This is a genomic window from Nostoc sp. ChiVER01, assembly GCF_034531155.1.
In the GTDB taxonomy this organism is placed as follows: domain Bacteria; phylum Cyanobacteriota; class Cyanobacteriia; order Cyanobacteriales; family Nostocaceae; genus Nostoc.
On record NZ_JAVRBS010000007.1, the window covers coordinates 202,182 to 214,355 of the forward strand.

The window sequence follows — 12,174 nt, forward strand, 5'->3', positions numbered from 1 at the left end:
TTATGATATACAAACCCCGTCAACAAAAACTGTTGAGATGGATTGCATTGTTCCTAATTGGGACATTTCTGCAATTGTTGTTTTACATCCCGACACCAGTCTTATCCGAAAATTCCAGTAGCTGTGGCAATATTACAGCCCCGCTTACTCCTGAAGAACAAACTTATGCTCGTGCTGCTTGGCAGTATTTTGTCAAAAATTATCAGCCAGCAACGGGATTTACCAATTCTACAGGCGGTTATCCTTCTGGTACACTCTGGGATATGGGGAATTACCTGATGGCGTTGAATGCTGCACGTTGGTTAAATCTTACTGACCAAGCAGATTTTGATTCACGTCTTAACAAGTTTTTGACAACTCTCAACAGCTTAAAGTTATTTGAAGATACTTTGCCCAATAAAGTCTATAACGCAGCCAATGCACAAATGGTTGATTATGGCAATAATCCACTGGAGCGAGGTATTGGTTGGTCTGCTTTGGATGTCGGGCGAATCCTGGCTGCGTTTGATGTTATCCGCACCTGTCATCCTCAATATAATGACTGGCTAAAAGGAATTGTAGCAAAATGGCAAGTGGCGCGATCGCTCAAAGATGGACAACTTTATGGCGCTGCTGTTCTCCCAGACAACAAAACGCTGCTGGTGCAAGAAGGCCGACTTGGCTATGAAGAATACGGCGCTAGGGGTTATCAACTTTGGGGTTTCTCTGCACCCAAGGCTATTTCTTTAGAACCATTTCAGCTAGTTAAAATTAATGGTGTGCAAATTCCGGTTGATACCCGTGATTTTAAAAGCACCAACGCTAATAATTACGTTGTTAGTGAGTCTTATATTCTTGATGGGATTGAGTTTGGTTTGCAAGGTGAGTTAGCTGATTTTGCTGCCAGGGTTTTAGATGTGCAAAAACGGCGTTATGATTCTACAGGGCAGTTGACTGCTGTCACAGAAGATAATATTGACCAAGCGCCTTATTTTCTCTACAACACCGTCTACGCTAACGGTGCAAACTGGGCTACAATCACCGATGCCAATCAACCTTATCCACAGTTTCGCAGCATCAGCACCAAAGCTGCTTTTGGTTGGCGCTATCTTTTTCCAGATAATGCCTATGCTCAAAAAGTTTTTGATGTTGTCAAGGATCTCCGCAGTCCTGATGACAGTGGTTACTATGCTGGTATCTATGAAGAATCAAAACAACCAAATAAAGCTTTGACAGGTAATACTAATGGTTTGATTTTAGAGATTTTATACTACAAAGCTAAGGGAAATCACCCTTTAATTGCTTCTAGTTCTGTAACTGTGTCTACTGGCAAGCCCAGTGAAAATGCTTCTCCTGAAACACCATCAAATCAACCGAATTCTACTGTTACGACTCCTACCGCAAATCAACCAAATTCTCCTGTTACAACTCCTACCCCAACCCCTGCGGGTACTTCTAAACCTACAGAAGTGGCTGTTGCACCCATTCCACCAGTGAATAGTCCCAAATCATCTAACCTGAAACTAGATCGACCACTATCAGTAATTGAACGACGTTATGCAGAGGCGGCTTGGCGATACTTTCAAGCGAATTATCACTCCAAGAGTGGGCTGATAGACGATCGCAGTGATTTCAAAGGTGCAACCCTCTGGGGCTTAGGAGATTATCTGGCAGCAATCCATGCAGCGCGATCGCTCGATATAATTACTCCTAAAGAATTTGACCAGCGCACCCGACATCTTTTAGCAGCGTTGACAAAGTTACCATTATTTGCGGGAGAATTGCCGGGTCGGGGTTATGATACCAGAACGCTGCAATCAGTAGATTATGGTGGAAATCCAGTTCCAGAAGGCAACGGCTGGTCAGCTTTAGATTTAGGTAGAATACTGGCAGCGCTTTACAACTTAAAAACTTGTCATCCAGAGTATACGGCTGCCGTAGATAAAATTGTGCTGGATTGGTCATACTTGCGTGTGGTACGTGAGGGTATTCTTTCTAGTGCTACAACCACCAAAGAGGAAGATGGGCGATCGCTTACTCGTGTCAATCCTGAAACCCGCTTGGGTTATGAAGAATATGCCGCTCGTGCTTTCCAATTATGGGGATTTAATGTTGATGGTTCTGCTGTTGGCGGTGAATATCAAACTGCCTCAGTTGAGGGAGTGAAAGTTCCAATCCAACGCCGTCGCACAGATACTAAATCTAAAGTTAATCAATACACAGTTAGCAATCCATTCTTACTCTATGCACTGGAGTTTGGACTAGATCCACAAATGCGATCGCTCTTTGAACCAATTTTTCAGGCGCAAGCTGAACGTTACCGTCGCACTGGCACTCTCACAGCCTCAGCCACCACCCTAATTGATCGTAAACCTTACACTGTCCACAGCACAATTACTGGCCAGGGTGAGTCTTGGGTGGCTTTAGGAGATGACGGGCAAACTGTACCAAAAGGGCGATTGGTAAGTACAGCAGTCGCTTTTGCCTATCATGCCCTGCTTCCAGAAAACAAGTACAGTCAAGAGTTACTGCAAGGAACGACTGACTTATACAATTCATTAGCCGGATTTTATGAAGGTTTCTATGAAGCCACAGGTAAAACGGCAGTTGGTTTCACCAGCAGCACCAACAGTATGATTTTGCAATCCTTGCTGTACAAAGCCATGAATCGACAACCCCTAATTCGTCCGGCTACCAGCATGAAATCTCCTTGGTGGCAAGAAATTACAAAGGGAGATTCTGGGCGAGGTTTACCCAACACTGCAAAACAACGAGCCAAGTTAATTTCTGATGGTTCTGGAAGTTACTGGGTTTCCGGTAGTGAAAATACTAAGTTAGTAACGGATACAAAAGTTACAAACTAAGAACGTCTTCCATACCAATACCTTTCGGTTAAAGGGAAAAGAAAAACCTTTAACCTTTTCCCAAGCCCAATTTCAAGTTAAAAATGCACAAAGCGAACAGTATTGCTTCCCATACCTGAAGCAGTTCCACCTACAACAAAGTCAGCTAACCGGCAGAGTTAAAAGTCAGGCGACTTTTTGACTCTGCTTTTTAAGGGTTATTTTGGGAAATCTTATTAAATCTTGATTAAATACAACTCACTGTAATTACAAAGTCGTGTCTGTTATTAATCAGTTGTATTTGGGAATACTTGTACATGATGCAGTTAGTAGCTTGCACAGTAACTGACATATTGATTCAAAATCCCTAGTTATTCCTTCAAATCTATGAACAAGGTACGACTGGCGCTGATGATGCTAATTTTACTAGGAAGCATCTTTGCGAGTAAAAATTTAATGGCGATCGCTGATGCCTCAAAGCAACTCGAAAACCGTAAATTAAATCAAACAACTTCCAATCCTCCTGTACTACTGGGGCTGTACACCCCAGATTACATCGGAAATAAAAGTACAATTGATAGCCAATTGCGCCAAGTCGATCAATGGGTTGGTAAGCGCCATTCTATTGCTGGATTTTTCTTTGATATCGAAGACTCAAATCCTGCCTACAATATCCCAGTTTCCCTAGAACAACTCAAGCAAAACGGATACACAGCCTTTATTAATCTCAAATCCACTCATTCAGCAGCGCAGATTGCTAGGGGAAACATAGATAGTTCTCTGCAAAAAGTGGCAAAAGCATACTCTGACTGGACAAAACGAGGGGACGGTCGTATTGCGTTTATCGCTCCGTTGCAAGAGATGAACATTCCCGGAGAAGCATACAGCAAAGACCCACAAAACTTTAAGTTAGCTTATCAACGTATCCAAAAAATATTTAAAGAAGCTGGTGTATCTTCACAGGCAATCCGTTGGGTATTTGCACCTAATGGTTGGAGTGAAAACAACGAACATCGCTTTGAAAATTACTATCCTGGGGACAAATCGGTAGATGTCGTTGCCTTTAGTTCGTACAACTGGGGGTATTGTAGTAATTCTGCTTGGAAACATTGGAGTAGTCCAAAAGAGGTTTTTGAACCATATATCAAGCGGATGAAGGTTATGGCTGGCAGTAAGCCGATTTTCATCGCTCAAACAGCTAGTACGAGTAATACGCAAAATGGTTTGCCCAACAGTGGCAAAGACCAATGGTTACGAGACTCTTACACTCAGCTAGGTGGGATGGGTGTAAGAGCTATTCTTTATTTCAATATTAATAAGGAATGTGATTGGGCAATTAACAGCAATAGCGGCAAATCTGCTGGTTATAAAGACGCGGTAAATAATCCAGCTTTCGGCTATTTATCGCCTGCTGAGTTGGCAAAGAAGATATAAATGGCAATAAGCGGCATCAAAAGCATGATTTTGCAATCAGTTTTGTACGCAACGGCAAATCAACAACCCCTGCTTTGTCCAAGTTCGGCGACGTGGCAATGTTCTCCTACCCCATCTATGATCATTGCTGCCCCTAATAACTTTAATCCTGATGTCCAAACACCAACGCCATCAACCGTTCCAGAACCGATTGCTCCGATAGTCACGCCACTACCACTAAAACCAAAACCGACGCCACCAAAACCAACCGCTACGCCAGAAAAACCTGCTACTCCAACGCCCACAACTTCTTTACCACGATTGACTCAAGAAGCGGATAAAATTGCTGCGGGACGAGCTTGGAAATATTTTGAGCGTAACTGGAATCCTCAAACAGGTTTAGTAAATTCGGTAGATAACTTGCCGTGGACAACTTGGTGGGATCAAGGTAGTGCCTTACTAGGAATTCATGCGGCTTACCAGTTAGGGTTATTGCCGCAAGATGTTTTCCAAAAGCGGATGAACACATTGCTACAAACGTTAGAAAAACTGCCGCTACCTGCAACTGGTTTGCCTAACAAAGCTTACAGCACCCATACTGCCGAAATGCGCCGACTCAATGACACCCCCGATCCCAAGGGTACAAGTGGTTGGTCAGCTTTGGATATGGCGCGATTTTTATTAGGATTGCATGTTATGCGATCGCATTATCCAGAATATAGCGATCGTATTAATCGCATTGTTGCTCGTTGGCATACATCGAAACTTGTCAAAGATGGTTGGTTAAATGGTGCCATTCCTAGAGCAGGCAAACTTCTGGAAGTGCAAGAAGGACGATTAGGCTACGAGCAATACGCTGCTCACAGTTTAAAGCTGTGGAATATTCAAGCTGCAAATGCTCTTTCCAATCCACCAGTAAAAACCGTTGAGATAGATGGAATTAAACTGCAAATCGACGAGCGTAATTTCAAAAACTCTGGAGCTACTAACTACCTGACGAATGATCCTTATTTACTTTGGGGTTTAGAAATGGGTTGGAATGATGCTGTTAAATCTCAAGTACAAAACCTTTTCAAAGTGCAACAACAAAGGTTTAAACGCACTGGAATTATAACTGCTGTAAATGAAGATTCTTTAGATCGTCCTCCTTACTTTTTATATTACAGTGTCTACGCCAATGGTCAACCTTGGCAAGCCGTTAACACTGGAGGAAAAGCCTATCCTCAATTGCGGTTTATCAGTACAAAAGCAGCATTCTCTTGGTTTGCGCTCATGCCAGATGATCCTTACACCAAAAGGCTGCGAAACTTTACTCAAAATCTATCCGATAAAAATCGCGGCTATTTTTCAGGACGATATGAAAATTCTAAATTAGGTGTTAATGCTTCAGTTGATATTAATACAAATGCGAGTATTTTAGAAAGTCTGCTTTACCAAGCTAGAGGCAGACATCCACTAGTGCTTAACTCTTCGGAAATTAAAAATTAAAACTTAAAGCAATTAATTTTTAATTTTAAATGGTCAACTTCTAATTGTTTTAATTACTGGTACTAACATGACTTCAGTTTCTCTTAGTGATAATTCCTCAAACTTTTCCGGTAACAGTCGTTCATCACTCAAAAAAAGAACGCTGTTGTTTCGCTACCTGGCAGAAATAAATTTAATTTTTGGAATTTGGTATTTGCAATGGCGCATCACCGATTCCATCAATTTTGATGCGCTCTGGATCTCAATTCCTTTGCTGATAGCAGAAATTTATAGCTATTTCGGTGGTGTAATGTTTGTAATTGGGTTGTGGCGTCCTTTAGTGCGACAGATTAAGTCTCTCGACCAGATGATCCCATCTATACCCAGATCGGACTGGCCAACAGTGGATATATTTATCACCTGCTACAACGAGCCGCCGGAAATTGTAGAAGAAACTGCCAAAGCTGCTCTAGCAATAGATTATCCGCCAACCAAATTATGCGTTTATGTACTGGATGACGGTAACTCGGCTGATATACGAGCTATGACAGAAAGATTGTGTATTGAGGATTTGCAGTCACCACAACTACAACGAGAAGCGAATCGAATTGATGCAGAACACTCTAGCTTGTTGGAGCGTCTGAAGCAACTGGAAAATCTTACACCTAATACTCAAGCTGCTGAACAATGGCTGCAATCATCGGAATCAGAGGCGAAGCAGTTTGCTAGCGAATTTGTCCAAAGTCTGCGACAGTTTATTCTTTGGTTACCTCCACAGCATCAAAGTATAAGCGATTCTCCTGCAAAGACGCTACGCGAACGCTTAACCACCGAACGAAAAGCCTTAGAAGCAGCTATTCGCAAAAAAGAACTGGAACTGGTGGAACTCTCTCGGTTTCGCTATATTGCTCGTCCCAAGACCCCTGGTGTAGCGCATCATGCTAAAGCAGGCAATATTAATTACGCAATTTTTTCTGGAGAAACGGCAGGAAATTTTATTGTTACTCTAGATGCTGACCACATTCCCAAGCCAAATTTTCTCAAGCGAGTTTTGCCTTATTTCTACACCTATAATCTTTCAACAGGAAAATACGACCAGAATCAAATTGCTTTTGTACAAACTCGCCAAGATTTTTACAATATTCCTCCAGGAGATCCTTTTGGACATCGAGCAAATTTATTTTATGGGCCACTTCAACAAGGTAAAGATGGCATGAATTCTGCGTTCTATACTGGCACAAATGCGATATTGAGGCGTGAAGCATTAGTTAGTGTGGGACTGCAAAATTTTGCTGATGAATTTGCTAAAGATGAAAAACGTTTAGATGAATTTGATTTAGTTGGTGGAGTATCGAGTAATAGCATTACTGAAGATATGAATACAGCCATGCGTCTGCATAGTGCTGGCTGGAAATCTATTTATCACAACGAACTTTTGGCAGAAGGTTTAGCGCCAGATGATTTGAGTTCTACTCTTAAACAGAGGCTACGCTGGGCACAAGGAACTATTCAAGTACTAGTAAGAGAAAATCCCCTGACAAAATCGGGGCTAATGTTTTGGCAGAGATTGCAATATTTTCAGACAATGTATAGTTATTTCTCTGGTTTTGCAACTCTGGTTTTTATTTCTTGTCCAATTATCTATTTTTTTACGGACATTGTTCCAGTTAGAACCTATGGGTCTGACTTTGCTATACACTTTTTTCCAGCTTTTATTATCAACCGTCTTACTTTCCTGGCTGCTACTTGGGGGATTCCAGCTAGAGAAGTTTGGCGTTCTGAACAATATGCGATCGCTTTATTCCCCTTATTAATCCAAGCGGTATGGAGTGTGTTTACAGGGCAAAAACTCAGTTTCCAAGTAACGCCTAAGCAACGCCAATCCGGAATTTATCTTCGGCTTGTTTGGCCACAGCTGGTTGTCTTTGCCCTCACTATTCTAGGAATGTTGTGGAGTCTTTATCGCTTTGCGATTGGTCATTTAAATGATCCTTTGGTTCATTTACTCAATGGAGCATGGGCTATCTATAACTTGTTACTTTTGTGGGCTATTATTCGCGCATCTGTTTGGCAACCTTCAAAAGAAGTCTAAGAGACTAGTACTACAAGGCGGAGTCAAAAGTCAATCATGCTTTAATTTTGAGTTTTCTGACTGTAATGAAATGGTAGCCTTTTAGAAAGAAAACAGCTATGAACACTTATTCAGACTTAAACAAATTTGGTCAGCGAACTGTCTTAACAGTTTATGCTCATGCTGATGATGAAGTTCTACCTGCTGCTGGCACTCTCAGTCTGATGTCAAAGGCAGGATGGAATGTTCGTTGCTTAATTTTGACCGATGGCGGTCTTTCTAGTTCACCTATTAAGGGTACACGTCATCAAGAAGCAGATGCAGCTGGTAAAATCATCGGTGCAACTTACGATTTTCATGCACTTGAGGAGTGCAATTTCTCAACACAAGCAGTGATTAAAGTTACTGAAGAAGCTATTGGTCGTTGGCAACCGGATCTAATTATTACTCATACACCACAACCTGAAAAATATGGACATAGAGATCATGAAGTGTGTGGTATTGCAGTTTCTAATGTTGCTACGCGTAAAAATATATCTTTATGGTATTCAGCACCGCCTGTTTTTTTGCGTGGTTTCGAACCTAATTTTTTTGTGGATATTACCTCTGTAATTGAGGAAAAAGTTGCAGCTATCGGCTGTTACGAATCAGAGCTAAACAAAGCTTTTATGCAACTTGATGCCATACTAGTTTTATCTCGCTTTTGGGCACGAGAGTTAGGTCAGAAAGATGGTTATTTTGAAGCTTTTGAAATTTCCCGGCAATGTGTAAATGGGAGCTTTTTTACTGCAATAGCAAATAACAATTACCAAGTACTCAAACACAAATAGTTGCGTATAAAACACAAAAACATTGTTTTTTGTATTGCGGTTTTCTTAGGTCGATGCCAAAATATAAATACATATTCTCAAGCAAAATAATAAGGAAACAAACCATGAATTTGAATGTAACAGTACTAGAGTTATCTGGAATTTTAGATGGAATTAGAGGTAATGAGCTACGTCGTGAAATTAGCGGTATTCTAGCAAATGGAGTCGATATTTTGTTACTTGATATGAAAGAAGTAAAGTTTATCGATAGTTCTGGCTTAGGTGCTTTAGTATCAGCAATGCAAATGGTGCGTAATGCTAATGGTAAACTTTTTGTTTGTTCTATTAACGATCAAGTCAGGATGTTGTTTGAATTGACTAAAATGGATAGAATTTTCCAGAGCTTTGCTGACCAAGAGGAATTCAATCGCCAAGTATTGGCAACACAGTAATCAGATAGACAATAACAAAATTTGAATATGCATATTTGACTATCCTAACCAAAGTTAACTTTTACCAAAGATAAATCATCATCAAGATTATCTTGAGCATTTAAACTGAGAATATTTGCTAACAGTTGATTTAAGTTACAGGTATCTCCCTGGCTGTGTTTCGTTAGTAAGTCAATGAAAGCATCAATACCCCAAATTTTGCCGTCTGACTGATTAATTTCATAAGCACCATCACTAAAAATGTATAGAGTGCTGTTTTCTCCAATATCAAAAACAGCATCCTCAAATTGGACATCAGGTAAAAAACCAATTGGTAAATCTAAAGAACTTAACTGTTCAACTTGGATGCTTGTTGTTGAAGTATTAGATAACAATAAAGCTGGTGGATGTCCGGCATTAGCATAAATGAGTTGACGTTTAAGGCGGTGATAAACTCCATACCAAATTGTGAAGTATTTATCACCGTGTTTCGTCATTTGGAAGGCGTGATTGAGTGCTTTTAGGACTTCACTGGGTTGACAAAAGTTAGTGTTCGGTAGAGATTGCGATCGCAAAACATTCTGCACAGATACAGATAGGAGGGCTGAACCTACCCCATGGCCGGATACATCCAACAAATAAATTGCCAAATTATCCTCGTCGATCCAATGATGATCAAAGCAATCACCCCCTAGCTGTGCTGAAGGAATAAACAGATTTTCTGTAGTTACTGCTCCTACAAGTGGTGAGGGTAAAAGCGATCGCACATAATCAGCAGCTTCAGCTAATTCTGCTTCCAAAATTTGCTTTTGGGTTTGTAAATCTTGATTTAGTGTCTCCAAAACTTCTTTTTTACTTTGTAAATCCTGATTTAACTGGTGTAATCTTAGCCCTGCTCTTACCCGTGCTTTCAATTCATTCATTTCTATTGGTTTAGAAACAAACTCGTCTGCTCCAGCATCAAGTCCCTTAACTCTATCTTCCTCCTCTCCTCGAGCTGCTCCCCTAGCAGTTAATAGAATAAAAAAAGTAGTTGCTAATTGTGGATCTGCTCTAATTCGACGACACACTTCTAACCCATCTAATTGAGACATCATCCAGTCACAGATAATCAGAGCAGGACGTAGTAATTGTGCTTGTGTAATTCCTTCCTCGCCATTTTTGGCGACACTAATATCGTAACCCTGATTTTGGAGTGTTTTTTTCAGTACTGTTCGCACTATAGGGTCATCATCAATAACCAGAATCTTAAACATAAATTAAATTTAGCGAAGTTGAATAAAAAGTAATTAATTGCTTTTATTAAAGTTATATTAAATTTAGTTTTTAATGTATAGTGAAAATACTCAAATTAAATAAATTCATTATCGAATATGATCGTTTCAAAATATTTATTGGTTAAAAAGTGAAAAATAAAATTTATCTAAAAGTCAACACAGACCTGACAGCCTCACCTCAAGTGTTGTCTTGGTTCGAGCAGATGAATCAACCAGCTATTCTCGATAAAACAATTTGGTGGCAATGTCAAACTCTAATGATAGAAGGCTTCACTAACATTGTTGAACATGCTCACAGGAATTTACCTATTGAAACTCCTATTGAAATAGAAGCTGTACGATTAGATGAATATATAGAAATTCGTATTTGGTCTCAAGGTGAACCCTTTGACTTAGAGCAGCAACTGCAACAAACACCTGAATTTGAGGAGAATGAGCAAGAGCGCGGCCGTGGTTTAAAAATCATGTCCGCCATTGCCGACAAGTTGAGTTATGAGCCGACAGTAGATCATCGTTACTGTTTAGTTATTAGTAAATATTATTAAAGTTTAGGAATTAAGAGTCCTGCTTAAAAATTCTTGGATGCGTTGAACAAACTCCTCTAACTCTGAGATTAAGTTAGTAGTACCTCGGCGCTCTTGATTGATCGCTAGTTGTTCTAATTTTTCTGCTGCCAGATACATAGTTGTAACTCCCATATTGGTACTAGCACCTTTAATTTGATGGGTTTCAAGCGCTAGTTTATCATAGTCGTGGGTTGCGATCGCTATTTTAATTACCTCTAGACGAGGTTGAATATCTTCAACAAACATTTGTAATAGTTCCAATTCAAATTCTGGGTTGTTTTCTGAGAGTTGATGCAAGTGTTTCCAATCAATTGGGAGGTCAAATAAATCTACATCTGTTGGAGAAACTGTCTGTTCCAAAGCATCTGTTTCTTTTTCTTTAAATATCGCATCTCCCCAACGCTCTAGCACTGCAGCCAATTTTTCTTTCATTACTGGCTTACTTAGATAGTCGTCCATTCCGGCATCTAGACACATTTGTTTGTCTTCTTTCATGGCATTAGCTGTCATCGCAATTACTACAGGACGACGACCAGTGACAAAGCTACTTTTTGGCCAACGATGAATTTCTTTTGTGGTTTCTAAACCGTCGAGAACTGGCATTTGGCAATCCATCAGAATTAAATCGTAGGGAATTTGTTCTAATAGCTGTAATGCCTCTTTTCCATTACTAGCGACATCAGCACTGTAGCCCAAGCTTTGGAGTTGCTTCAAGGCTATTTTCTGATTCACTTGATTATCTTCAGTTAAGAGGATTCTTAATTTATGGGGGTTAAGAGACTGGTAAGAAGACACAGGGTAGCTTTTACGTGCGGACAATAAAAATAACTCTTGATTATTGGCTCCTGACTCCTCTGAAATAACAGAAGCGGCAATCGTAAAGTAAAATGTACTACCTACACTAAGCTCACTTTCAACCCAAATTTTGCCACCCATTAACTCGCACAGTTGCTTACAGATAGCAAGACCTAAACCCGTACCGCCATACTGTCGAGTAATGGAAGAGTCAACTTGACTGAAAACTTTAAATAAACGTTCAAGGCGATCGCGTGGAATTCCAATGCCTGTATCTTTAACACTAAACTGAATTTCGTCAGTATTTACAGTAGAAGAATGATTAATATCGCTATTCTTGCGGGTTATAACTGAAACTTCTATGCTTCCAGTTTCGGTAAATTTAATAGCATTACTGAGTAAATTAATCAAGACTTGGCGTAGTCTAGTGATATCTCCTACAATTGTATTAGGAAGTTCAGGAGTATCTAAAAATGTGAGTTTTAAACCTTTTTCTCTAGCTGTAGGCCCAAGCATATAAAGA

At 40.2% G+C, this 12,174-nt stretch carries 8 protein-coding genes and 1 pseudogene; 7 read left to right on the forward strand and 2 right to left on the reverse strand.

Annotated features, from left to right (window positions below):
• The first annotated feature begins 2 nt into the window (after positions 1 to 2).
• The 6 genes from RMY00_RS12230 to RMY00_RS12255 all read left to right on the forward strand — a co-directional run bounded on the left by RMY00_RS12230 (position 3) and on the right by RMY00_RS12255 (position 9,034).
• Entirely contained in the window at positions 3 to 2,843 is a 2,841-nt protein-coding gene (locus RMY00_RS12230; protein WP_322647792.1) for a DUF3131 domain-containing protein, read from the forward strand.
• A 366-nt stretch (positions 2,844 to 3,209) separates the two neighbouring features.
• Positions 3,210 to 4,256 (forward strand): hypothetical protein, encoded by a 1,047-nt coding sequence (locus RMY00_RS12235; protein ID WP_322647793.1) that lies wholly within the window; start codon positions 3,210 to 3,212, stop codon positions 4,254 to 4,256.
• On the forward strand, positions 4,257 to 5,723 hold the full coding sequence (locus RMY00_RS12240; RefSeq protein WP_322647794.1) for a DUF3131 domain-containing protein: 1,467 nt from the start codon (positions 4,257 to 4,259) through the stop codon (positions 5,721 to 5,723).
• A 67-nt stretch (positions 5,724 to 5,790) separates the two neighbouring features.
• Positions 5,791 to 7,794, forward strand: coding sequence for a glycosyltransferase (locus RMY00_RS12245; protein ID WP_322647795.1), 2,004 nt, complete (start codon positions 5,791 to 5,793; stop codon positions 7,792 to 7,794).
• Positions 7,795 to 7,892: 98 nt separating this feature from the next.
• A complete protein-coding gene (locus tag RMY00_RS12250) occupies positions 7,893 to 8,603 on the forward strand; it encodes a PIG-L deacetylase family protein (RefSeq protein WP_322647796.1) in 711 nt (236 codons plus the stop codon).
• Positions 8,604 to 8,707: 104 nt separating this feature from the next.
• Positions 8,708 to 9,034 carry an STAS domain-containing protein gene (locus tag RMY00_RS12255; protein WP_322647797.1) on the forward strand — a complete coding sequence of 109 codons (327 nt, stop codon included), beginning with the start codon at positions 8,708 to 8,710 and terminating at the stop codon, positions 9,032 to 9,034.
• A 44-nt stretch (positions 9,035 to 9,078) separates the two neighbouring features.
• Here RMY00_RS12255 and RMY00_RS12260 read toward each other — a convergent pair whose 3' ends face one another.
• Positions 9,079 to 10,269, reverse strand: coding sequence for a SpoIIE family protein phosphatase (locus RMY00_RS12260; protein WP_322647798.1), 1,191 nt, complete (start codon positions 10,267 to 10,269; stop codon positions 9,079 to 9,081).
• Between the two features lie 149 nt (positions 10,270 to 10,418).
• Here RMY00_RS12260 and RMY00_RS12265 point away from each other — a divergent pair, with 149 nt between their 5' ends.
• Complete coding sequence (locus RMY00_RS12265; protein WP_322647799.1) at positions 10,419 to 10,835, forward strand: anti-sigma regulatory factor; 417 nt, start codon at positions 10,419 to 10,421, stop codon at positions 10,833 to 10,835.
• 3 nt (positions 10,836 to 10,838) lie between these two features.
• Here the strand turns inward: RMY00_RS12265 and RMY00_RS36150 are convergent.
• A pseudogene (locus RMY00_RS36150) lies at positions 10,839 to 12,113 on the reverse strand (ATP-binding protein); the annotation flags it as partial.
• Positions 12,114 to 12,174: the final 61 nt, after the last annotated feature.

Coding starts and splice junctions, on each gene's coding strand:
- RMY00_RS12260 (WP_322647798.1), bottom strand. CDS start 10,269: ATGTTTAAGATTCTGGTTATTGATGATGACCCTATAGTGCGAACAGTA.
- RMY00_RS12240 (WP_322647794.1), top strand. CDS start 4,257: ATGGCAATAAGCGGCATCAAAAGCATGATTTTGCAATCAGTTTTGTAC.
- RMY00_RS12230 (WP_322647792.1), top strand. CDS start 3: ATGATATACAAACCCCGTCAACAAAAACTGTTGAGATGGATTGCATTG.
- RMY00_RS12255 (WP_322647797.1), top strand. CDS start 8,708: ATGAATTTGAATGTAACAGTACTAGAGTTATCTGGAATTTTAGATGGA.
- RMY00_RS12245 (WP_322647795.1), top strand. CDS start 5,791: ATGACTTCAGTTTCTCTTAGTGATAATTCCTCAAACTTTTCCGGTAAC.
- RMY00_RS12235 (WP_322647793.1), top strand. CDS start 3,210: ATGAACAAGGTACGACTGGCGCTGATGATGCTAATTTTACTAGGAAGC.
- RMY00_RS12250 (WP_322647796.1), top strand. CDS start 7,893: ATGAACACTTATTCAGACTTAAACAAATTTGGTCAGCGAACTGTCTTA.